Annotated in this window: 19 protein-coding genes and 4 pseudogenes; 9 read left to right on the top strand and 14 right to left on the bottom strand. The window is 43.2% G+C overall.

Annotated elements, in window-relative coordinates; genetic code table 11:
- Nucleotides 1-5: 5 nt before the first annotated feature.
- From V5G28_RS10140 to V5G28_RS10190, 11 genes and pseudogenes are all read right to left on the bottom strand, one after another.
- Nucleotides 6-3,155 (bottom strand): efflux RND transporter permease subunit, encoded by a 3,150-nt coding sequence (locus tag V5G28_RS10140; RefSeq protein WP_336230272.1) that lies wholly within the window; start codon nt 3,153-3,155, stop codon nt 6-8.
- A gap of 149 nt (nt 3,156-3,304) precedes the next feature.
- On the bottom strand, nt 3,305-4,699 hold the full coding sequence (locus tag V5G28_RS10145; protein ID WP_336230274.1) for an efflux RND transporter periplasmic adaptor subunit: 1,395 nt from the start codon (nt 4,697-4,699) through the stop codon (nt 3,305-3,307).
- A gap of 74 nt (nt 4,700-4,773) precedes the next feature.
- A complete protein-coding gene (locus V5G28_RS10150; RefSeq protein WP_336230276.1) occupies nt 4,774-5,667 on the bottom strand; it encodes a hypothetical protein in 894 nt (297 codons plus the stop codon).
- A 24-nt stretch (nt 5,668-5,691) separates the two neighbouring features.
- Entirely contained in the window at nt 5,692-6,204 is a 513-nt protein-coding gene (gene fldA / locus V5G28_RS10155) for a flavodoxin FldA (protein WP_336230277.1), read from the bottom strand.
- 105 nt (nt 6,205-6,309) lie between these two features.
- The gene (locus V5G28_RS10160) at nt 6,310-6,507 is read right to left on the bottom strand and encodes a heavy-metal-associated domain-containing protein (protein WP_336230278.1); all 198 of its coding nucleotides are present in this window, start codon (nt 6,505-6,507) and stop codon (nt 6,310-6,312) included.
- 570 nt (nt 6,508-7,077) lie between these two features.
- Nucleotides 7,078-7,491 carry a heavy metal-responsive transcriptional regulator gene (locus V5G28_RS10165; protein WP_336230279.1) on the bottom strand — a complete coding sequence of 138 codons (414 nt, stop codon included), beginning with the start codon at nt 7,489-7,491 and terminating at the stop codon, nt 7,078-7,080.
- Between the two features lie 163 nt (nt 7,492-7,654).
- Entirely contained in the window at nt 7,655-8,218 is a 564-nt protein-coding gene (locus V5G28_RS10170) for a cupredoxin domain-containing protein (RefSeq protein WP_336230281.1), read from the bottom strand.
- 145 nt (nt 8,219-8,363) lie between these two features.
- Complete coding sequence (locus V5G28_RS10175) at nt 8,364-10,625, bottom strand: heavy metal translocating P-type ATPase (RefSeq protein ID WP_336230283.1); 2,262 nt, start codon at nt 10,623-10,625, stop codon at nt 8,364-8,366.
- Nucleotides 10,626-10,675: 50 nt separating this feature from the next.
- Nucleotides 10,676-10,870 (bottom strand): heavy-metal-associated domain-containing protein, encoded by a 195-nt coding sequence (locus V5G28_RS10180; protein ID WP_336230285.1) that lies wholly within the window; start codon nt 10,868-10,870, stop codon nt 10,676-10,678.
- A 464-nt stretch (nt 10,871-11,334) separates the two neighbouring features.
- Nucleotides 11,335-11,476, bottom strand: a pseudogene (locus V5G28_RS36630) (transposase); the annotation flags it as partial.
- A 352-nt stretch (nt 11,477-11,828) separates the two neighbouring features.
- Nucleotides 11,829-12,619, bottom strand: a pseudogene (locus tag V5G28_RS10190) (IS5 family transposase).
- Nucleotides 12,620-12,708: 89 nt separating this feature from the next.
- On the opposite strand from V5G28_RS10190, the pseudogene V5G28_RS10195 reads away from it, so the two are divergent.
- Nucleotides 12,709-13,855 (top strand): annotated as a pseudogene (locus V5G28_RS10195) (IS4 family transposase).
- Between the two features lie 170 nt (nt 13,856-14,025).
- Here the strand turns inward: V5G28_RS10195 and V5G28_RS10200 are convergent.
- Nucleotides 14,026-14,442, bottom strand: a complete 417-nt coding sequence (locus V5G28_RS10200) for a MerR family DNA-binding protein (RefSeq protein WP_336230287.1) — start codon at nt 14,440-14,442, stop codon at nt 14,026-14,028.
- 646 nt (nt 14,443-15,088) lie between these two features.
- On the opposite strand from V5G28_RS10200, the gene V5G28_RS10205 reads away from it, so the two are divergent.
- The 5 genes from V5G28_RS10205 to V5G28_RS10225 all read left to right on the top strand — a co-directional run bounded on the left by V5G28_RS10205 (nt 15,089) and on the right by V5G28_RS10225 (nt 19,539).
- Nucleotides 15,089-15,946 carry an iron-containing redox enzyme family protein gene (locus V5G28_RS10205; protein ID WP_336230289.1) on the top strand — a complete coding sequence of 286 codons (858 nt, stop codon included), beginning with the start codon at nt 15,089-15,091 and terminating at the stop codon, nt 15,944-15,946.
- Nucleotides 15,947-16,078: 132 nt separating this feature from the next.
- Nucleotides 16,079-16,858, top strand: coding sequence for a class I SAM-dependent methyltransferase (locus V5G28_RS10210; RefSeq protein ID WP_336230290.1), 780 nt, complete (start codon nt 16,079-16,081; stop codon nt 16,856-16,858).
- Between the two features lie 290 nt (nt 16,859-17,148).
- Nucleotides 17,149-17,730, top strand: a complete 582-nt coding sequence (locus V5G28_RS10215; RefSeq protein ID WP_336230291.1) for a DUF924 family protein — start codon at nt 17,149-17,151, stop codon at nt 17,728-17,730.
- A 146-nt stretch (nt 17,731-17,876) separates the two neighbouring features.
- Nucleotides 17,877-18,473: a glutathione S-transferase family protein gene (locus V5G28_RS10220; protein ID WP_336230292.1), complete on the top strand. Its 597-nt coding sequence runs from the start codon at nt 17,877-17,879 to the stop codon at nt 18,471-18,473.
- A gap of 322 nt (nt 18,474-18,795) precedes the next feature.
- Entirely contained in the window at nt 18,796-19,539 is a 744-nt protein-coding gene (locus V5G28_RS10225; protein WP_336230293.1) for a glutamine amidotransferase, read from the top strand.
- Between the two features lie 208 nt (nt 19,540-19,747).
- Here V5G28_RS10225 and V5G28_RS10230 read toward each other — a convergent pair whose 3' ends face one another.
- Both V5G28_RS10230 and V5G28_RS10235 read right to left on the bottom strand, forming a co-directional pair.
- Nucleotides 19,748-20,026 (bottom strand): four-helix bundle copper-binding protein, encoded by a 279-nt coding sequence (locus V5G28_RS10230; protein WP_336230294.1) that lies wholly within the window; start codon nt 20,024-20,026, stop codon nt 19,748-19,750.
- 159 nt (nt 20,027-20,185) lie between these two features.
- Nucleotides 20,186-20,539, bottom strand: a complete 354-nt coding sequence (locus V5G28_RS10235; RefSeq protein ID WP_336230296.1) for a four-helix bundle copper-binding protein — start codon at nt 20,537-20,539, stop codon at nt 20,186-20,188.
- Nucleotides 20,540-20,892: 353 nt separating this feature from the next.
- Here V5G28_RS10235 and V5G28_RS10240 point away from each other — a divergent pair, with 353 nt between their 5' ends.
- From V5G28_RS10240 to V5G28_RS10250, 3 genes and pseudogenes are all read left to right on the top strand, one after another.
- Nucleotides 20,893-21,624 (top strand): DUF305 domain-containing protein, encoded by a 732-nt coding sequence (locus V5G28_RS10240; protein WP_442994241.1) that lies wholly within the window; start codon nt 20,893-20,895, stop codon nt 21,622-21,624.
- 38 nt (nt 21,625-21,662) lie between these two features.
- Entirely contained in the window at nt 21,663-22,049 is a 387-nt protein-coding gene (locus tag V5G28_RS10245; RefSeq protein WP_336230298.1) for a four helix bundle protein, read from the top strand.
- Between the two features lie 176 nt (nt 22,050-22,225).
- Nucleotides 22,226-22,465 (top strand): annotated as a pseudogene (locus tag V5G28_RS10250) (efflux RND transporter periplasmic adaptor subunit); the annotation flags it as partial.

Below are 22,465 nucleotides of genomic sequence, written 5' to 3' on the forward strand. Positions count from 1 at the left end.
CGGGGCTATACGGACGATGGCGCAGAGCGCCCGCTTCGCGATCGCACCAACTGTTGGCGAATCTTAATAATAATGATGTAGAGTACTGGCACTACAAACAAGCTCAAGAACGTAGAAACGAACATTCCACCAAAAACCGCTGTCCCTAATGACAGTCGGCTGGCAGATCCAGCTCCTGTCGCAACAAGCAGCGGATAGCTGCCGATTAAAGTTGAAACCGTTGTCATGAGGATAGGACGCAATCGTGCTTGTGCAGCTTCCACTACTGCCTTAGTGATTGAAAGTCCCTGTTCTCGTAGCTGGTTGGCAAATTCTACAATTAAAATCGAATTCTTGCTAGCTAACCCAATCAGCATAACTAAACCAACTTGACAGTAAACATCGTTGTACAAGCCCCGCAGTGATTGAACCGATAAAGCTCCCAAGACCGCTAAGGGAACCGCCAGCATAATAATTAAAGGATCGACAAAATTGTTGTATTGCGCTGCCAACACAAGGAAGACAAAAAAGACTCCCAGACTGAAAATAATTGGAGCTTGACCGCCAGATTCTACTTCTTCTAAGGAGATACCCGACCATTCAAAACCGAAATTTGCGGGTAATACCTCAGCCGCTAGCTTTTCCATAGCCGCAATTGCTTGCCCAGAACTAAACCCAGGAGCAGCTGCTCCATTGAGCTCAATGGAGCGGTAAAGGTTGTAGTGATTAATTGTTTGTGCCCCAGTCGTTGATTTAATCGTTACAACATTACTAAGGGGTATCATGTTGCCAAGCCTTGAGCGCACATACAAGCGACCAACATCTTTTGGGTTAGAACGAAATTGTGAGTCTGCTTGAACATAAACGCGGTATGTTCGACCAAATTCGTTAAAATCATTCACATAGCGCGAACCGATAAACGTTTGTAGGGTACTGAAAATTTCATCAATTGGAACCTGTAGAGCTTCTGCTTTGCTTCGATCTACTTCAACTATCAACTGAGGCGCGTTGGCAGTATAGGTACTAAAGACTCCTTGCAATCCTGGAGTTTGATTGGCGCGGCTAATTAGCTCGTTCTTGACTCGATCCAGTGCATTAATATCTCGATTGCTTTGGTCGCCTCGGTCTTGCAGTTGAAACACAAAACCACCTACACTGCCGAGACTCTGGATAGTTGGAGGATTGACGGCTAGAACAGGTGCTTCTGGAATTCCCATCAGCGGTGCGCGTACTTGATTGAGAATTGCTGATACCGATTGCTCTGGGTTTTGCCGCTCTGACCACGATTTGAGGGGAGTCATAATCAATCCGCGATTGGGAGTGTTTCCGCTAAAACTAACACCGCCCATTGCAAATACGCCCTCAATCTCAGGGACGTTGAGCAATTCTTTTTCGGCTTTCATGACGACTGAGCGAGTGTAATTTAACGAAACGCCATCCGGTCCCTGAATCAGGTTGACAAAATAGCCCTGGTCCTCCTCTGGCAGAAATGCTTGAGGAACGCGCAGATACAACCAGCCTGTCAGTATCAACGATACAGTAAATAACAACAACACAACCATCTTAAAGCGAATGACAGTGTTGAGAATCCGTTGATAGCCTCTGTGCATCCAGTCTAAAAGGTCATTTACCCTTGCAAAGAGCCAACCGAGCCAGCCGCGTGGTTGTTGTCCTCGACGTAACAGTATGGCGGACACGGCAGGAGTAAATGTAATGGCATTAAACGTGGAAAGCGTAGTCGAAAATGCGATCGTTAATGCAAATTGTTTGTAGAGTTGTCCTGTTGTCCCCGGAAAGAAAGCAACTGGAACAAAAACCGCCATGAGAACTAGCGAAGTTGCAATTACGGCTCCAAACAGTTCGTGCATTGCTTCAGAAGCCGCTTGACGCGGACTGATACTTTTTTCCTCAAGCAAACGAACCACATCTTCTACAATAACGATTGCATCATCGACAACCATTCCGGTCGCCAAGGTTAAACCAAATAAAGTCAGACTATTAAGTGAAAAATTAAATACTTTGACAAATGCAAAGGTGCCAATTAAGGAAACCGGAATTACGATCGCTGGAACAATGGTAGTCCGCCAATCTTGCAAGAAAATGAAAATGACTCCAACAACTAGTACAATCGATTCAATCAGCGTTTTGACCACTTCCCAGAAGGATGCCTCAACAAATCGGGAAGAATCATAGGGGATTTCATATGTTAATCCTGGGGGAAAATTCTTTGCCAGTCGTGCCATCTCTGCCTTAGCCGCCTTAGCAATTTCCAAGGCGTTACTGCCAGGAATTTGGATGATTTGATAGCCTACAGAGATGTGACCGTTATAGCGAGCAAATGTGCTGTAACTTTCTGCCCCCAGTTCTGCTCGCCCGACATCTTTGAGTTTGATCAGCGTCCCGTCATTTCCTGCTTTGAGGATGATATTCTCAAACTCTTTGGCTTCTCGCAGTCGTCCAACAGCTTGCAAATCGATCTGAAACTTTTGCCCATCGGGGGCGGGTGGTTGTCCAATCGCACCAATGCCTAACTGCAAATTTTGTTGATTGAGGGCATTCACCACATCTTGAGCTGTCAGATTGCGACCAGCAAGGCGATTGGGATCGAGCCAAATTCGCATGGCATAGCGACGTTCTCCAAAGGATAGGACATTTCCCACACCATTGATACGTCTGAGCGGGTCTAACACATACAAATCTGCATAGTTACTAATAAACGTATCATCGTAGCGATCGTCCGAGCTATATAACGCCATCGCTAAAACAATCCCACTTGATTGTTTTGTAACTGCGACTCCGGTTTGTCGAACCACTTCTGGTAGTTTGGGTTGTGCCAACAAGACACGATTCTGTACATCAGAGGCTGCAACATTAATGTCATAGCCCTGCTCAAAAGTGATGGTAATTGTGCTATTACCGTCATTGCTGCTGGTCGAATTCATATATCTCATGCCTTCGACCCCATTAATCTGTCGTTCTAAAACCGATGTCACGGTTTCTTCGACAATTTGGGCACTGGCTCCAACATAGTTAGCTGTGACGCTAATTTGAACAGGGCTAATGTCTGGATACTGCTCTACAGGCAGCGTTGGAATGCTAATGAGTCCCAACACTAAAACTATCAGGGAGCAGACAATCGCAAAGACGGGTCGCTTGATGAAGAAGTCCGCGAACATAGGTCAACCGATTTTGGATTTTAGATTTTAGATTTTGGATGGATTCCACGGATAAATGCAGGGGCTTGTACCATCAAAGAACTATCGGTTAATGAAAAAATAAACAAATAGGACTTGCTTTTGCTGCAAAAATATGCGTTATTCGCTAATTAATTACTTTTCTCAGGTTCAGGAATAATTGGCGCACCATCCCTTAAAGCGAGCAAACTAGAGATGATGATTTGTTCTCCTGGTTGCAATCCTTTCAAAACCTGGTATTGATTGCCTTCAATACTGCCTAGTTCAACAGGTTTTTGCCGAGCCACAAACTGAGATTGGGCAGACTGCGATGAGCGCGATTCGTCAACTACAAACACAAACGTCTCTTTGGCTAAACGAGTTACAGCGGTTGTGGGAATGCGGACTCCAGGACGCCGATCCAAAATCACCCGCGCTCGAACAAATTGGTCGGTTCGCACTCTAGCTTGAGAATTATCCAACAGCGCTTTGACGAGTACCGATTGTGTCTGATTCGCCGTGTTGGGCGCAATGAAAAATACCCGACTGGTACCAATCTTTTGCCCAGAACCATCTACCAACTCTACTAAACTTCCTAATCGCAATTGAGCGACCTGTTCTGCTGGAACCGAAATGTTAACCTCTAATGAACCGTTTTCAGAAACGGTGATTAACTGGGTAGAGGTATCGACAAAATCGCCCACCTTAACGGGAATATCACCTACAATACCTGCAAACGGCGCAGAAATTGTATAAAACTGAAGTTCTGCTGCTTGCTCATTGACATTTGCCCGAGCTTGGTTGACTAACCTCTGGTTCTTAACAATTGTTGCATTTGCCTTAGCGATCGCTGCCTCTGCTCTAGTAATCATGGCTTCTTGAGCTGCAATGTCAGCATCCGTCTGAGCAAGCTTGGCTTTGGCTGCTTCTAAGCTGTTCCGCCTTTGCTCCAAGATTTGCAAACTGGTGGCTCCTTCTTGATATAGTTGGCTGAACCGCTCATACTCCCGCTGATTGAGTTTTAAGTCAGACTGTTCAGAAACTCGACGAGCTTGTAACGCTTTTAGTGTCGCTGTTGCATTTTTTGCTTCTGCTTGGGCGCTTTTTACTTCTGCTTGGGCTGTTTCCAAATCAGCTTGAGTGGACTCATAAGCTGCGATTCTACTGTCAACAGAAGCTTGTTGCTGCTTTGCATCAACCTTCAAAATTGGGGTACCTTTTTTAACTCGCTCCCCTGCCCGAACAAATATCTGAGAGACTTGACCCTGAATTCTCGGTCGCAGAGTGACAGAACGACGAGACTGAAGATTTGCAACAAATTCTGCACTTTCCTCTATAGTGGCAGTTTGCACCGTCGCAACTTGTACCTTTGTCGCTGGGGGTTGGCTAGCTGCTGTTGGAGGTGATTCCTTGTCCAGAGCGAGAAACTGCCAAAACCCAACGCCGCCACCAACTAGGAGCAAGGCTAACATTGCCCAGAAACCCGGCGTTAACTTTGGCGCGAACTGACGTTTACTATTTGAAGGTCGAGACTCAGAAGATTCCATAACTCACCAACAATTAGAGCGATGTAAAACCTTGGGAAATCAGAATGCATCAGAACTGTAGTACCCGTTCTTTGTTAATTCGCCTTTACCCAAAAATCAGCCGTGACGATTTCACCATTGCGGTTGAACTGTCCCCAAAGCTTGTATAGTCCAGGTTTGGGAAAGCTGGTCACAAACTGAACTCGTCCGGGAGTTGTATCTTTGATTGCGTGAGCATGGATATAATCAGCTGAGGTGAGTGAGGCGGATTGACGCAGAATTACCAAGTGCCCCCGTTCACCCATATAAGGCTGTAAATCAGTGACAGCTTGATTATTAGAGCCTTTGAGATTGAAGGTTACAGCAACTTCCTCACCCGCTTTGACCGTTTCAGTAGGTAGCTCTAAATTGACCTTGGTGTTGGTAAATGTTTGACTACGCTTGAAGTTTACGTCCGCAGAAGATGAACTGTCCCCTGGAACTTGGGTTTTGAGTGTCGAGACTTGAGCTGGTTGTCCAGCGGGTTTGTAATCACTAAAGAGTGTATACCCTCCAGATTTGGGTAATTGGGCTTCGATGGTAAAACGCCCGTTGCCTTCATAACGTGGATGCAGATGATCGAAAAACCGAAGGTCATCACTGACTACGATGAGATGCATGAGTTGTTCGTGAGAAACATCAAACTTGTTGATAGGTTTGTCTGTTGCATCTTGAACATTAATTACTAACGGGACAGGAGCATTAACTGCGACCGTTTCTGGAACCGTAAGTTTTGCTTGAATCGCTGCATTTGTTTTTGTGTCACTTGAACTATGCATCGAATGTCCTGCGTGACTTCCCACTTGTGTTGAATGCTTGTCGTTGTGCTGTTGAGCTAAAACTGCCGTTGACGGTTCTTGAGCATTAGGTGATGTCGAGCAACTTTGTGCAAATAATAGAGTTGCAGTTGCAGCGTAAGCGAAGCTCCTCCGAAGGAGGCTCGCAGTCATCAATATCTTCATGAAACTTACCTCCTAGAATGCAAATTCCTGTTTCAACTGAGCAACCCAAGTTTTGATGCGTTGTTGTGTTAACTCAGATTGGTTATCTTCATCTAGCGCTAAACCGACAAACTTACCGTCACGCACTGCTTTTGAGTCCGTAAAGTCGTAGCCCTCAGTTGACCTGTAGCCGACGGTTTCACCTCCAAGTTCTGAAATCTTTTCTTCTAAGATGCCCATTGCATCTTGAAAAGAGTCGGGGTAGCCGTTCTGGTCACCAACCCCAAAGTAGGCAACTTTCTTGCCGCTAAAATCGATATTGTCTAGCTCGTCAAAGAAATTATCCCAGTCGTCTTGCAGTTCACCTATGTTCCAGGTAGGACATCCGATGATGATGTAGCTGTAGTTCTCAAAATCGCTCGTTTCTACTTTAGAGATGTCGTAGATATCAACAATGCTGTCGCCACCAAACTCTTTCTGAATAAGTTCGGCTTCCGTTTGGGTATTCCCAGTTTGAGTCCCGTAAATTAAGCCAATCTTAGCCATCTTTCCTCCTTGCTCACTGGCGTGAAAATGTTTGAGAGTTTATCGGAAGATCAGCTATCAGCAGAGCAGAAGCCAATAGCTGATGGTAAAATAATCAATTACAAATTAAGCAGCTGGTGGATAGCCCGCCGACGCGATCGCTGTCTCAATAGCTGTTCTAGGTACTTGAGTTTCTACGTTAATTAATTTCGTTTTTGGGTCAGCTTGAACAATAGCGTTAGCATCAACCTTTTTAATTGCCTCAGTGATAGTTTTGACGCAACCAGAGCAAACCAGTTTAGGAACTTTAAGTTGTAGTGCCATAGCTGTCAATAACCTTTTTTTGGGTAATTTGTTGTGGAGTTATATGTGTGATTGAAGAACTCCAACTTATCTAAAATCACTTTAAATCCTCCATTTAACTGGAGAGTCAAGGGGGTATGCAAAAAATTATTGAGTGTTTAGTGAAATCTTTTTAAGATAAGAGCGACTTACGATAGATCCAAGTTTTTTATTTAGTTTTCTTTTTAGAAGGGTAAAATTTATTAAAAAAAACTTGGATACTTCCAATTACCTAGTGCTTAATGATGAGATGAAGGAGCAACAACTAAACTTGCCAAGGGGAAAAGACCAAAATTATGAGTAAATTAATAGCTGATAACAAGCCTAATAAACTTTCTATTTCATCACTACAATTTACACTAATATAGCTAGCTATTAGACCAGTTACCAGCAAAACAAGAAAAAACATAAACATGTTCATTACCTCCAAGTTAATTAGTGGTATGACCACCTTACAACTGGGGGCATATTAAGCTCTCTAGTTAACTAGATTATCAAGTGATTTGAGAATCAAAAATTGCAAATTATCTTACTCATTACAGGATTAATTTTTTAAGTCGGCTCGATAATTGGACAGATGGTATTTTCAGGTATTTCAGAAACAGGTTTCCAGTCCGAAAGTAGCCCTTCTAACTCCAACTTCAATACTTGTAGCTGTTCGATTTGGTATTCTATTTCTGCAATTTTATCAGTTAGTTTTGCTTGAATATGGTCGCAGGGTAAGTCCCCTTGGTCATGCACATTCAAAAACTCTTTAATCTCCAACAAGCTCAATCCAAGGCTCTGGGCACGCTTGATAAAGTTGAGACGGGCAAAAACATCTGAGTTGAATAATCGAAATCCACCCTCAGTCCTGCCTGAAGCCTTGAGCAAGCCCAGTTCTTCGTAGTAACGAATTGTTTTGATGGGAATGCCACTTTCTTTAGCAACTACACCAATTTGTTTGAGTGTTTCTTGGGCTAACATAATTAACTCCTACGTATTAGTAAGACGTACAACAAAGGAAACCGTATAGTTGACTCTACATATCATCCATATTAGGTATTTGTACAAGGAACTGTGCCCAGCGTTTGGCAAGGTATTGCTTGCTAGTTATCAAGCTGACGCTGGGCGCAGATGCTCTCCGTTTTCATGCTGATTGCGTAGAAAACTGCTGTGTACCAACATTGGATGGCTCTACTTTAATCACACCGCGAAACATATTCATACCACAGGTAAAGGTGTAAGTTCCTGGTTGGTTGGGAGTGAACTCAATGGGAGTAACTTGGTTTAGGGGTAGCTCTTGGGCAATGTGGAAGTCAGGAAATCGGATTTCTTCAAGGCAATTGCTGGGGTCTTTACGGTAGAAGTTGAGCCGGACTTTTTGACCTGGATTAACTACCACTTGGCTTGGTTCATACCCACCATTAACGGTAATTGTTACTTCTTGAACGCCTTGCTTTGATTGTGCTTTTTGCGATTTTGGCTTACTCAGCAGAAACCACCATAACTCCAGTCCTATCAGTCCTAATCCGCCAGCAGTAACGGCTCCTTTTGCCCACAAGGGTTGTTCGATGCGACGGAACTGACCCGTTTGCTTTGTATGAGATGGTTGCATCTGTTCGTGGGACATTTGTGCAACTGCTTTGTTAGAAGCAATTCCAAACACCAATCCCAAACTTGCAATAATACCAATGATTGCTATTTTGTTCATGATTTAAACGCCTCCGTTGGCGAATTTAACTACATTGCAAGCTACGCTAACGCTCCTGAAATCGCTCCCAGCAGAAATCCAAATCCTGCCAAGGTTCCAAAAAATGTTACTTTCTTAAGCATCGTTACTACTCCCTGTGATTTATTCAACCAGTTGTTTTAGGTTGAAAGTTACGCAAACGCAGCGCATTCGTTACTACGGAGACGGAACTAAACGCCATTGCTGCACCTGCAATAATGGGGTTGAGCAGCCAACCGAAGATAGGGAAGAGAATTCCTGCTGCGATTGGAATACCAGCGACGTTGTAGATAAAGGCGAAGAAGAGATTCTGACGAATATTGCGAATCGTGGCACGAGAGAGTTGAATGGCGGTGACAATCAAGAGTAAATCCCCAGAGATAAGGGTGATGTCACTAGCTGCGATCGCCACATCTGTTCCTGTTCCAATTGCCATACCGACATCAGCTTGAGCCAACGCTGGTGCATCATTGATGCCATCCCCGACCATTGCTACAATTTTGCCTTCCGACTGAAGTTTCTCGACGGTCTCGGCTTTCTGATCCGGGCGAACTTCAGCAAAGATTCGCTTAATGCCGACTTCACGCGCAATCACTTCGGCAGTGCGGCGATTGTCTCCCGTCAACATCACCACTTCCAACCCCATTTTCTGCAATGTGCGAATCGCGTTTACAGAAGATGGTTTCACCGCATCAGCAATGCCCATAATCCCTTGGATTTTGCTATTTACGGCAATCCAGATGACGGTCTTACCTAGATACTCTAGGCGATCCCAATGTTCTTGTAATGCATTTGTATCAATGCCTAACTCATTCATCCAACGATGGGTGCCAATTTGTATCCATTGATCTGACACATACCCTTGCACACCGCTACCAGCGATCGCCTCAAACTCCTGTGCGTCCCTCAATTCCACGCCTTGAGATTTCGCATAATTCACAACTGCCTCCGCTAGCGGATGTTCTGAATTGCGTTCGACAGATGCTGCAAAGCACAAAAGATTTAACTCATTGCTATTGGCTGTACCGTTGACGCTTACAAAGTCAGTGACGGTGGGCTTACCTTGCGTAATTGTACCCGTTTTGTCGAGAACGATAGTCTTTAGCTTGTGCGCGAGTTCTAGACTTTCTGCCCCTTTAATCAGAATACCATTTTCTGCTCCCTTGCCTGTTCCCACCATGATAGAAGTTGGTGTTGCCAAGCCAAGGGCACACGGGCAAGCAATAATCAGCACACCTACAGTGGTAATGAGTGCCATTGTCACATTGCCCATGATGTTGTACCAGATGATGAAAGTGGCGATCGCAATGGCAATTACGGCAGGTACAAACCATCCGGTAACTTGGTCAGCTAATCGCTGAATTGGTGCTTTTGAACCTTGCGCTTGCTGCACTAGCTTGACAATCTGCGCCAAGAATGTATCTTTACCGACTCGGGTAGCTCGGAATTTGAAGCTACCAGTTTTGTTGAGCGTGGCTCCAATCACTTCATCACCTGGTTCCTTCTTCACAGGGAGACTTTCACCGGTGACCATTGCCTCATCGATAGTTGAAGAGCCATCAATAATCTCGCCATCTACTGGAATCTTTTCACCCGGACGCACTAGAATCACATCGCCTTCAATCACTTGAGTAATCGGAATGTCAACTTCTTTGCTATCGCGAATCACACGAGCAGTCTTTGCTTGCAAGCCTATCAACTTACGAATTGCTTCAGAAGTTTGTCCTTTGGCACGATTCTCAAGCAGTCGTCCCAACAAGATAAGAGTGACGATGACCGCAGCTGCTTCGTAGTAGACATCAGGCGGCAATCCTCGGTCGGTGAAGAACCCAGGCAAGAAGGTAGGGAAGAGGGAATAGAGATAAGCGGCAAGAGTACCAATCGCCACCAAGGTATCCATCGTTGCCGTGTGACGTTTGAGAGCTTTCCAGGCATTGATAAAGAAGGATGCACCACACCAAAACAGCACTGGAGTCGTCAGCACCAATTGCAGCCAGGGATTGTGCAACCACATGGGAATAAAGGGAATGGATAACCCCGTCATCATTGGTAGCGAACCAATGACTAGAATGGCGCTGACAATGCCGCCAACCCAAACTTTTCTGACTAAGGCTCGATTTTCGGCTTGGCGTGCCTGCTGTTGAGCATCATCGTCTGCGGCAAATAAATCATCGTCTTGCATGGGTTGAGCAGAGTATCCCACCGCATTCACTGCCTGGCAGATCACTTCTGGGTCAGTTTTTCTGGGGTCATAGGTAACCGTAGCTTGCTCTGCCCCAAAGTTGACGTTACACTCATTCACACCAGGAATGGAGCGAATTGCATCTTCAATTGCGTTAGCGCAAGAGGCACAACTCATGCCCCGCAGTTTCAAATTCGCGTTTTCCATTGTCAAACCTCCTAACGATGTCCTGAACTACTTTTGTTGAGAATTTAGTGCTAGGCAACGGTATAACCTGCTGCCGTAATTGCTTCTGTGACGGCAGCTTTTAATGCTTGAGTTTCGATATGGACAAGCTTAGTTTTGGTATCAGTTTGAATGGTTGCGGCTGGATCGACGGTTTTGACTGCTTTTGTGATGTTTTTTCCACAAGCAGAACAAGCCATGTTAGGAACTTTCAATTGAAGTGTCATATCATGTACCTTTTTAATCAACTAATTCCATTTTGAAATCTCTAGTAAGCTGGAGAGTCAAGGGGTAGTGAGAAAAAAATTTTGAGAGTATAAAAAGTGGGACTACGTTGCGTAAACGCAATGCTTTACCTCAAAGCCTGAATATTACTTGCTGCTTCTCATATCTTGATGAATGCAAATTTTCTACAAAAAATGCCTCTACATAAGAAACATAGTCATGGCGCAAGCTGTTAAACATTTGATGTTTATGCCATGACTATATATGATTATTTTTGTTATGGGAATCCGGTTTAATTTATGAAAAAAACTAAGAGGGTCTTTATAAAGACAATCTTAAGCAGTTGAAGGATTGCAATTGCCCGTAAGGGCAGTGCCCTCCGGGCAATCACCAAGGGCGCGGCTTTGCTGAGCACGAGCTAATCGTCGTAGCATTACTATGCGTTATCGCGACATAAATCATAGTTTCACGCTCTTTGAGGAAGATATTCATAATCCTTACTTAAGCAACGATAGCGCCGTGAGCCTTGCAAGCGTACGTTCTACAAACCAACGTCGAGGCAAGACCTCAAACCCACTCTTGTGATCAGAACGTTTAACGATTTCGAGTACGCAACCTGCATAAATATTTGACCCAATCAACTAACTTAAGCGCGTACCTGCGTCTACCTAAATTAAATGTAAGTAGGTGGGCGCGAAAATTGATAACTATGTCATTGCGTTAGCGTAGCGTGCCCGGAGGGCATACGAAGCAAAGCGGAGTGAAGCAATCCCAAGGGTTTTGGCTCATTTACATTCTGTTACATAGTACGGTTTCTTCATGCCTACCTACTTAATTTAGGGAACGAGTCTTGAATTTTGTCGAATACGAGCTTTGCACCCTAGGAACTCGAACCTAATTCAACAGATGAAGAATTTGCTACTCTTAAAGGGTGTTTCAAAAGTAATGAGAGGTAAGATTTTATGCCAAACGCCTTACTATAATACGAATCATGGCAAGGTAGATAAACGTCTGGTGAGGTTTGGGGTAATAGCTCGTAGTCTTTGTTCAAACGCCGACATCCAGTAAGCCAACCCAAGGTTCTTTCTACCACCCAACGTTTAGGTAGCCTAACATTGCCCTTGTGTTTATGCGGTCGCAGCACGACTTGCAGGATCTACCGGCAGGAATCCATCACCCAGTGCATAAACGGGTTGCCATCGTAACCACCATCAACCCAGATAGTATGCAGAGGCGACACGGTGTTTCCCATTTGTTTGACCTTCTTGAGTACTTGTTTCCCGCCTGAGCGTTCGTCCACACTGGCGGCGGTCACCAAAACTCGCAGTACTAAACCTAATGTATCCACTGTCACAAACCGCTTGCGTCCTTTGACCTTTTGAAAAGCATCGTACCCCACCGCTTGGCTTACCATCGCCGCACTTTTGACACTTTGACTATCGACTATCGCTTCTGTTGGACTGGCGGCTCGCTCTTTGTCCACTCTCACCCAAGCTCTTAGTTGGTCATGGATACTCATCCATGTTCCGTCTTGACGCCAATTGCGTTCATTAGGTATATACCGTTTGCCAATTGGGAAAGTCTCCAGGCAGGTTTCGCCAAGTGCATCTTTGAGTCAACACATAGAAAATGGCGTTGAGTACCTGCCACACATCCACTTATAGTCTCCGACCACCAGGTTTAGCTGATGGAATTAAAGGTTCAACTAGTTCCCATTGTTCTTGGGTGAGGTTCTGAGGGGGCGACAAAATAGTCTGAAAACCTTACTTAACCAAGAGTGCAGCGATTTATGGTAAGAAAAGATAGGTCGAGTGATGTCAATAAGACCTATCTAATGATAATGTTGCCAGTATTTTATCAAACGCACTTAAAAAGTCAACTTAGTCTTGCGGAATATCTCTTTCTACAAATTTTGATTAACCTTCTGCAATCAATTAAAAAGGTTAGTAAGGACGCGCTTTGGCTACTGCCCTACCAATTCCAATTAGATTTGAAAGTAGAAGAAAGAAAATACAGAGATTTTTGTCATTACCAAACCTTACAATTGAAAAAACTTGGTTCCCTATTGTTAAGACCTGGTTAGAAACACATTTTAGCTCTGAAAAAATAATTTATGTAGTGATTGACCGTACAAATTGGGCTTGTGTAAATCTATTCATGGTTAGTGTTGTTTGGGATAAGAGAACGTTCCCGGTATACTTTGAATTATTGCCTAAGTTGGGTAGTAGCAATATTCATGACCAAAAAGCAATTCTGTCTCAAGTGTTACCAATATTGGAAAATTATAAAATCTGCGTGTTGGGAGACCGAGAATTTTGCTCTGTCAAATTGGCAAACTGGCTGCATGAGCAAAACGTATACTTTTGTCTGCGTCTCAAAAAGAATGAACTGATCGAAATTAAAAATGAGATTTGGTTGGAGTTAAATGATTTAGGCTTATCACCAGGAGTTTCTTTCTTTTTAAAAGGAGTTAAGGTCACAAAACACAAAGGTTTTGTCAGTTTTAATGTAGCGCGTGTTTATGGAAACGTAAAATCTTGGGAGTGGCTCCCAAAGAAGGGTGGTTTATTGTTACCAATTTGCAGAGCCTTGAGATGGCGATCGCATCCTATAAAAAACGGTTTGATATTGAAGAAATGTTTAGAGATTTTAAGACGGGTGGCTACAATATGGAAAAAACTGGTGTGTCCGGTAAGCGGTTAATTGCTCTAATTTTATTGATAGCGATCGCCTACAGTAGTGCCACAATACAAGGACAACATATTAAACGCAAAGGTATCCAGAAATATGTTGGTCGTGTTAAAGAATCTGGTCGTATTGAAAGGCGACATAGCAGTTTTTATATTGGCTTATATGGTCAGACTTGGGTGAGTTTTATGGAACAATCTAACAACTTAGTTCTGGACTTAATGAGATTATCTCGCAATAAGTCTAAGTATTACCAGCGGGGTCTAAGGGCTATGCAGCTTATTCTATCTGCATCCTAACCCTTTTTGTCGCCCCGTCAGGGTGAGGTTACTGGAGTATAGTTTACTCATGGCTCTCAGGGCATAAGCTGTATATACGTATATACAGCTTATGCCCTGAGAGTTTTTTTTACTCAGTTGCCAACTTTTCAAACATCCTCTTAATGCTTTCTCAACAACTTAATGCTTTCTCAACAACATTTCTCAATTATGGGGCAAATAGTCTTTTCTGGTTTTTCAGTTATAACTTTCCAACTCAAAAGTAGCTCTTCTAGCTCTAATTTCAAGAGCGACAGTTGCTCGATTTGCTGATTAATTTCTGACAGCTTATATTCCATCTGAGATCGTATATGCTGACAAGGCAAATCACCCTGATCATGAACATCTAAAAAAAACTTAATTTCTGAAAGACTAAAATTAAGGCTTTGAGCACGTTTGATAAAGTTTAAGCGAGTGAGAACATCAAGTTGAAATAGTCTAAATCCTCCCTCTGTTCTACTAGAAGATTCAACTAGACCGAGTTCTTCATAGTAGCGAATTGTCTTAACAGGTATACCGCTTTGTTTAGCAACTGAACCAATTCGTTGTAAATGTTCCTGAACTAACATAATTCAACGACCCTGCTTAAAAAACAATTGTTTCACTCCACAAAAACCTTTTTTACGTTCATACCATAAAAATATTGGCATGATATTTGCTGTTTGTTATATAACTTTTATTTTTAAACACCAAGCATTGTCATCTGTCTATAGACGGATATTGTATAGGTGATTCATTTACCTGGATAAATGACGAACAGCAATGAACACTAGCATAAACTTCGGTGACAAGATAGTTTTACAGAAGTATTGTTTTTTATTTATTAACTCTATAAAAAATATAAGAAAAAATCTTATCGTTTTGGCTTGACTCTCCAGTAGGGAGTAGGTTTTATATTTAATTCAGATTTTGAATTGATGTGAAGCATCTGATGCAACCAGATTTGATATGAATGGCACGCTTGTTAAAGTGAAACCTTTGGATAGTAAAGGCTTGGAAGAATAGGTAGCTTGGGGTAGTAAGGAGCGGAAATACTTTCCACTTTCTTGACATTTGCTACTGACAGTCTAAGTCAACAGACGAAATTTACAAAAGAAAGAGAAAGAGTAAAGCGCAGACAATCTCAAAATTTCCGCGCCTGATTTTACTGCCATTCCATATCACCCTTAAATCAGGATTGAAAAATCGTAGTAGAAATACACGGAGAAATACATCATGGAAATGGGTAATCCACGTCAAAAAGCCAGATTGGCAATGAAAGAATCAGTACCTGCTTCTTTGTGGTTGGAAAACGAGAACTTTGTTGCTAACTTACGCTCTAGCTTGAAGCATCATCCGGTTGCAACTCATCCAGTCATTGCAGCGCTGAATCGCGGTGCTTTTAATCGAGAACAGATGAAACGCATCCACCTTGAATACCGTCATGCGATTGTGCAGATATTTACAGATGCCCTTCTGATGGCACAATACCAAACCCATCAGTTGGAACGGCGACTCAAGCCTGGTAGTAAGATGTATGCCCGATTTCTCCTCACCCTGAATGATTTAGACGAATTTGGCTTTCAGCCTGGTTTCGATGAGTATGGCTACTATCGAGGCAATCCTTATAACGCCCACTATCCTTTGTTTGAGCGTCTACTTGATGAACTGGGAATTAGTCTTGAGGAACGACAGAGATATATTCCTAGCAACATTGCCAAGCAGGTACGTAAGTGTCTGGAGGATACCTACAATGATTTAAATTTACTAACGAGCTTGCTTGCAGTTGCAGAACAGGAAGTTGTCCTGTTCAGTGCACCTCTGCGTGAAAATATAAAAGCTGTAGAGATAAATGTCACCTCAGGGTACTATGTCTGTCATGGGACTAGTGATGATGTACAGGCTGAAGCCAACGACGACACTCACGAAGATGACCTTTGGTACGTCCTCATGCAGGCGATTACTCCCGCTCAATACGATGACATTACGAAATTATGTCATAAATACTGTGACTTGTGGGTCGAATTCTGGGATGCTCAAATGAACCTGTTAACGGTATTTTCCAGTAGGAAGAAAACAACAATGGTAGCCTGATACCGATTGAAATTGCTCAAAGCTTGGCAATACAGAAATTAAGCAATTCATCCCACCCTACCCTTCTTTTAAGGGGCGGGATCATAAGCAAAGAAAAGTTTCTCTAGACTACGCAAAATTAAGGTGTACTTCATGATTGAAATAAAAGAAATAAACCAGCGTGTACGCGATGTCTGGAATGCAAATGCACAATGGTGGGACAATCAAGTAGGTGATATAGACATCGCCCATGAATACGTCGTTAACCCTGCAATGGAGACACTCCTCACTATTAAACCTGGTGAGCGGGTACTTGAAATTGCATCCGGTAACGGTACCTTCGCACGCAGTCTGGCTCGGTTAGGAGCATCGGTTCTAGCCTGCGATTTTTCAGAGGAACTTTTGAAACGTGCCAAAGCTCGAACCATAGATACATCGGGTAGCATTGAGTATAGACTCCTAGATGCAACCGATCAAGATCAACTCGCTTCTCTGGGAGAGCGCTGCTTTCATGCTGCGGTGGTGTCAATGGCACTTATGGATATGGCAAACATAGAGCCTCTCATACAGGCTTTTAGTCGGCTGCTTGTTCCCGAGGGACGGTTCGTATTCTCAGTGACTCATCCATGCTTTAACTCGTTAGGAACCCAAACCCAATGGCTTGGTACGGAAGGTGTTCTGGTGAAAGATTACATACAACCAGCAATAGGAGATGAAAACGCAAAACCTGGTCAACCTATACGTCATCCCTTCTTTCACCGACCATTGTGGCATCTGTTTGGAATTTGCTTTCAGGCTGGTTTTGTCCTTGATGGTCTCCTGGAGCCAGTTCCTCCGGAGTGGTTACAAGCTGAGCAACCAGAAAAATGGAAGCGCTATTCTCGAATTCCTCATGTCATGGTAACGCGGTGGCGTCTGCTGAAGCAAGAGTAATAAGAGCTGACAAGGACATACAACTAAACCAGCTATCTCTCAGTCAAAACAGCACCTAATTTCTGATTGCGACCCTAAAGGTCTAAAGGTTAATTCGACTTGTAGACCCTATCATATATCAATCTAGCCATCGTTCCTGTACAGATTCGGTCGTGGCTCGTATGACTGGCGTGCCAAACAGTTGTTGATATTTGTTAATGCGATGGCTGTTGTACGCCAGTCTTTACAGCCTCGTCTTTATTTTCTGTCTGACTTCCTGTTACCTTACACACAATGTACAGGAGGACTTAATGTCACGAGTTAATAAAATTTTAGACTTTTGGTTTGGAAAAAAAGATGAAGAGGATTACGGAAAAAATCGCGCGATTTGGTTTACTAAAGATCCAGATCCAAATTTTGATCGGGAGATTCAAGCCCGCTTTATGGAAGACTATGAGAAAGCAGCAGCGGGTAAACTTGACCAATGGAAAGAAACTCCCCACAGCTGTCTGGCGTTGATCCTCCTACTCGATCAGTTTCCACGGAATATGTTTCGCGGTAATCCTCGAGCATTTGCAACAGATCCACAAGCACTCTGTTTGGCTCAGTATGCGATCGCCAAAGGTTTTGATTGGGAGCTACCAAAAATCCAGCGCTGGTTTATCTATTTACCTTTTGAACACAGCGAGAATCTCGAACATCAGCGACAAGCGGTTGAACTGTTCCGTCAACTTGGCAATGATCCAGACAGCGTATATATGACCTCATCGGCTGTCCAACACCTAGAGGTGATTGAGCGCTTTGGACGTTTTCCCCATCGCAACGCTATTTTTCGTCGAGCCACAACGCCAGAGGAGGCAGAATTTTTGAAGCAGCCAAATTCATCGTTTTAATGCTTGCTAAATTATCTGTGTGACTGGAAGGAGAACTTTTCCTTTAAGTCACAACCCATCTAAAGGCTAACTTGGTAAAAGTTGGGAGTGGATATTTTTCAAGAGCAAGTTGTAATGTTCAGATTTGATAGAAACGGGAGGAATGAATGATCAAACTCTTCGATTACGAGTTATCGGGAAATTGCTATAAGGTACGGCTTATGCTATCGCTGCTTGGGTTGGAGCATGAGATTGTACCTGTCAACTTCATGGAAGGTGAGCATAAGTCTCCACCTTTTCTAAAACTGAACCCGCTTGGTCAAATACCGATTCTGATTGATGGCGATCTAGTCATTCATGATTCCCAGGCAATCCTGGTATATCTCGCACGACGCTACGGTGGTGAAAACTGGCTACCAATAGAGGCTGAGTCTATGGGTAAAGTGGTGCAGTGGTTGTCCATCGCTGCTAACGAGATTCAACACGGTCCTGCTACAGCTAGACTGCACTTCGTTTTTAACCTGAAGACAGACCTAGAGTTGGTGCAACACAGAGCAAATGTGATACTCAAAGTTTTGGACGAACATTTGCAAAAGCGGAACTGGCTTGAACTTGATCACCCGACAATTGCAGATGTTGCTTGTTACCCGTATGTTGGGCTAGCGCCGGAGGGAGGGATTTCTTTAGAAGCTTATCCAAATGTAGTTGCTTGGATTGACAGAATAAAGAAGCTTAAGGGTTACGTTGGTATGCCAGGCTTATAAGTTTTCTGCTGGAATGTCACTAAGCTCGACTGTAAAGCTTAATTTTAAAAGGATACAGTCTTCTTCTGGTGTCAGCTATATTCTTAACAGAGCTGACATCAATCATCACTGAAATGATGCACTCAGTCTATTTTACGTTTTTTAGGTTGACTTACTTAAAATGTAAGAGTTAATTTTTTGGTCAATTCTATAATAGTAAATACTAGCAATTTATATTTGAATTTTCTCAAAAAATATCCTCCGAAATTATTGTAAAAACTCATATACTTTTGCACTTGATTAAAAAAAACCGATGTGATTTTACTTTTGAAAAGTGATAGGCATGAAAAATATTACTGTAATCAGACACACAAGAAACCCTGCTTTTGGGTATCTTGGTAGTTTGGTAGCAAATTTGCATCAGAAAGATTATGCAGTTACGTACGTAGAAGCTGGACTAGATAATCTTGCTAGTCTCAATCCACTAACTCCAGACATTTTTGTCATTCTAGGTGGTCCTATGGGAGCTTACGATGATCGGAATTATCCCTTCCTAGTTGATGAACTGCGTTTGTTAGAGCGTCGCCTTGATGCTGATTTGCCTACTTTAGGAATATGTCTGGGAGCTCAACTAATGGCACGTACTCTTGGTGCTAAAGTCTACCCAGGACCATATAGAGAGATTGGCTGGTCACCGTTAGAACTAAGTAAAGAGGGAATACACACACCTTTAGCTCATTTAGTAGCAGACAACACCCTTGTGTTACACTGGCACGGTGATACTTTCGATCTACCTGTCGGGTCTATCCATCTTGCCTCTAGCCCAAAGTATCAAAACCAGGCATTTTCCTGGGGTAAATGTGGTCTAGCATTGCAGTTTCATCCAGAAGTTACTACTTTTGGTCTGGAGCTTTGGTTTAAAAACCATGCTTGCGAGATAAGTGCAACACATGGTGTTAGCATTACGAGACTGCGCGAGGATACAACCCGTTACTCCAAAAGATTAGAAGCTCAGGCTGCCAAGTTCTGGGAAGCATGGTTAGAAAGGGGTAGAAAATCGACAAATAATAAAGTTGTCGCCAAATAAGCTAAAAAATCGATGAAAGCCAATCATAGTAAGCATTTCCATTATTTTCGTGTTTAGTCGCTAAAACCTATGTTGTATAGGACTTTGATCAATTTTGGGCTTTATTAAACGACAAGTCTAATATATTAATGCTGCCCTAAACTTCACTTCCCTAATAGATAGTCAAATTGGGCAGCAAAAATTAAGTCGCTACTTACATAGCAAGTGATTAAGCTATACCTGCAACAGTGGCAACCTTGCGGAATTCCTCAGCAGTATGCCGACAAGCTTTAGCACACTTTTGACAGTGGGGGTTATCTGAGTGCTTCTCACATTTGCTGGCACAAGCTTCACAGATTTCGATACAAGAACGAAGAATTTGGGGAATAAAGCGTGAGCCACGACTCATGAAAGCAGCAGAAGCCCAGCAAATCTCAGCACAATCACGACATAGACGAGTACATTCAGGCACTGCCCAAACAGGCATCTTTGCAATGTTCGCATTCATAAGCGCAGTGAACTGCAATATCTACACTAGATTGAGAAATTTTGTAAGCCATGAAATTCCTCCTAGTATTTTAGTAGCAAGTGCAAACTACTGCCTCAACGTGCAGCAGTCTAGGAATAGCAGCCAAGGCTTGTGTAGTAACCAAGTGTCTACTACAAGTTATGCCATTGCCCCAGCCATCTGACGGCAGGAATCAGCACAACGGCGGCAAGATGCAGCACAGCGTTTACAGTGCTCGTGGTCGTGCTTCTCACACTCAGCGGCACAGCGATCGCAAGCTTCGGCACAGATTCCACACATCTGAGCATGAAGAGCCGAATTGCGAGACATGAAACGGGCGCACAGATCACAAGTGTCAGCGCAGTCCCGGCATAGCTTGATACACTGAGCCATCATCTGCACCATGTCGCTATCCAAGCAAGCTGTGGCACACTTTTCGCAATCACGCAGGCAATCAAGACAATTCTGAATGCAAGTTTCCAGTAGGGATTGATGAGATTGGGCTGTCGTCATAATTCCTCTCCTAATGTGAAGTTATCAATTCTATAGAAGGCAACATTTTTACCTCTTCGCCCTTACCTTAAAAATTAATGAGTGTGCTTGCGTCTCCCTAATGATGTGAAAATTATTTATTTCTAATGGACAATATTCATTTCATCCTAATTTCATTAATCTATGCACAATTGCTTTCTTTGTAGTTAGAAGCACAAGGATTTCATCCTAATTTCATTTGTCTTTGCAATACTAAGCAATTAGTGCAGTTCTATTGCTCCAATAACAAATTGGCTATTTTACCCTTGTCGGGAAATAGCAGTTGACACTCCAGCTAACTGGAGATTTCAAAATAGAAGAAACTATAGTAAGTAATGAATTTCAAGTCTATGCGACGTATTTCTTGGAAAACTGGGTTTTTCGCGATGACTTTCATAACACTCGCTTCCTTTACAAGCGGCGTGCTTACAGCCTGTTCCACAACTGCTTCCCAAAACGAAACCCAAGCCCCAAATACCACCGCAACTCAGGCTAACGACAAGCAACAGATGGACCACGGCAGTGGTATGCATCATGGTAGTAGCACAAACCATAGCATGGCAATGGATTTAGGTCCAGCGGATGCTAACTACGATTTGCGGTTCATTGATGCGATGATTCCACACCATCAAGGTGCTACAGAGATGGCAAAAGAAGCCCAACAGAAATCAAAACGTCCCGAAATCAAAAAGCTGGCAGACGAAATCATCAAAGCTCAAAACAAAGAAATTGCTGAGTTGAAACAGTGGCGCACAGCATGGTATCCCAAAGCACCCAGCACGGCAACGGCTTGGAATACCCAGCAAAATCAGACAATAGCAATGTCTCCTGAGCAGTCTAAAGCGATGCGAATGGACATGGACTTAGGGACTGCTGATGCTGAGTTTGACCTACGTTTCATCAATGCAATGATTCCGCATCATGAAGGGGCGATAACAATGGCGCAAGATGCATTAAGTAAGTCTAACCGCCCTGAAATCAAGAACATCGCGAAAGATATTGTCAGTTCTCAACAAAAAGAAATTGACCAAATGAAGCAATGGCGACAAGCTTGGTACAACCAGTAACAAGAGCGGGGGAGCAGAGGAGCAGAGGAGCAGGGGAGATGGAAAGAGAACCAATTAAAAGTCATAAAGATTTAAGAGTTTATCAAATGGCTTTTGATGCTGCAATGAAAATATTTGAGGTGTCTAAAAAGTTTCCTGTAGAGGAACGGTATTCTTTAACTGACCAAATTCGTCGGTCCTCACGTTCTGTTTGTGCCAATTTAGCAGAAGCATGGCGCAAACGAAGATATGAAGCTGCATTTGTGGCTAAGTTGAGCGATTGTGAGTCAGAGGCTGCTGAAACTCAAACATGGATAGAATTTGCTGTTAAATGTAATTATTTGGATGTTGATACAGGTCGAGAACTTTATGCAATTTATAACCAAATTCTAGGTAGCTTAGTAAATATGATCAACAATCCATCTCCTTGGTTGATGAAGCATTAGACATTCTTTCTCCCCTGCTCCCCCGCACCCCTGCACCCCTGCCTGTCTTGAGCACGATTTCATCCTAATTTCATTTCTTGCTGTAAGACTAAAAGGTGTGTGCATCAAGAGCGCCCACTAACATAAATACGCGATTGCAACTCCTTTCCCCAGTACTCAAGGATTTTTTCAGCGCGATGCTAAATTCTCTGCGTTCCCAACAACTTACAGCAATTCGTTGTGTTTCTGGTACACTTGCAAGCCTGCTGTTATTAGCTAATCCCTCAACTGTTTTAGCTCACGGCGGACACGGAAATGAATTTCAAGGAGGAAGTGAAGCTTCTCAAAATACTGGTTCTATTCAAGTTGATGCCCAAACCGCAAAACGTTTAGGAATTAAAATCGAGCCAGTGAAACGTCAGCAACTAGCTGTTGGT

The sequence above is a fragment of the Scytonema sp. PRP1 genome (assembly GCF_036697665.2).
In the GTDB taxonomy this organism is placed as follows: Bacteria; Cyanobacteriota; Cyanobacteriia; order Cyanobacteriales; family Nostocaceae; genus Kalymmatonema; species Kalymmatonema gypsitolerans.

Bases quoted from the DNA above. Each gene is read 5' to 3' on its own strand.
- V5G28_RS10140 (WP_336230272.1), bottom strand. From the start codon at position 3,155: ATGTTCGCGGACTTCTTCATCAAGCGACCCGTCTTTGCGATTGTCTGC.
- V5G28_RS10145 (WP_336230274.1), bottom strand. From the start codon at position 4,699: ATGGAATCTTCTGAGTCTCGACCTTCAAATAGTAAACGTCAGTTCGCG.
- V5G28_RS10150 (WP_336230276.1), bottom strand. From the start codon at position 5,667: ATGACTGCGAGCCTCCTTCGGAGGAGCTTCGCTTACGCTGCAACTGCA.
- fldA (WP_336230277.1), bottom strand. From the start codon at position 6,204: ATGGCTAAGATTGGCTTAATTTACGGGACTCAAACTGGGAATACCCAA.
- V5G28_RS10160 (WP_336230278.1), bottom strand. From the start codon at position 6,507: ATGGCACTACAACTTAAAGTTCCTAAACTGGTTTGCTCTGGTTGCGTC.
- V5G28_RS10165 (WP_336230279.1), bottom strand. From the start codon at position 7,491: ATGTTAGCCCAAGAAACACTCAAACAAATTGGTGTAGTTGCTAAAGAA.
- V5G28_RS10170 (WP_336230281.1), bottom strand. From the start codon at position 8,218: ATGAACAAAATAGCAATCATTGGTATTATTGCAAGTTTGGGATTGGTG.
- V5G28_RS10175 (WP_336230283.1), bottom strand. From the start codon at position 10,625: ATGGAAAACGCGAATTTGAAACTGCGGGGCATGAGTTGTGCCTCTTGC.
- V5G28_RS10180 (WP_336230285.1), bottom strand. From the start codon at position 10,870: ATGACACTTCAATTGAAAGTTCCTAACATGGCTTGTTCTGCTTGTGGA.
- V5G28_RS10200 (WP_336230287.1), bottom strand. From the start codon at position 14,442: ATGTTAGTTCAGGAACATTTACAACGAATTGGTTCAGTTGCTAAACAA.
- V5G28_RS10205 (WP_336230289.1), top strand. From the start codon at position 15,089: ATGGAAATGGGTAATCCACGTCAAAAAGCCAGATTGGCAATGAAAGAA.
- V5G28_RS10210 (WP_336230290.1), top strand. From the start codon at position 16,079: ATGATTGAAATAAAAGAAATAAACCAGCGTGTACGCGATGTCTGGAAT.
- V5G28_RS10215 (WP_336230291.1), top strand. From the start codon at position 17,149: ATGTCACGAGTTAATAAAATTTTAGACTTTTGGTTTGGAAAAAAAGAT.
- V5G28_RS10220 (WP_336230292.1), top strand. From the start codon at position 17,877: ATGATCAAACTCTTCGATTACGAGTTATCGGGAAATTGCTATAAGGTA.
- V5G28_RS10225 (WP_336230293.1), top strand. From the start codon at position 18,796: ATGAAAAATATTACTGTAATCAGACACACAAGAAACCCTGCTTTTGGG.
- V5G28_RS10230 (WP_336230294.1), bottom strand. From the start codon at position 20,026: ATGAATGCGAACATTGCAAAGATGCCTGTTTGGGCAGTGCCTGAATGT.
- V5G28_RS10235 (WP_336230296.1), bottom strand. From the start codon at position 20,539: ATGACGACAGCCCAATCTCATCAATCCCTACTGGAAACTTGCATTCAG.
- V5G28_RS10240 (WP_442994241.1), top strand. From the start codon at position 20,893: ATGAATTTCAAGTCTATGCGACGTATTTCTTGGAAAACTGGGTTTTTC.
- V5G28_RS10245 (WP_336230298.1), top strand. From the start codon at position 21,663: ATGGAAAGAGAACCAATTAAAAGTCATAAAGATTTAAGAGTTTATCAA.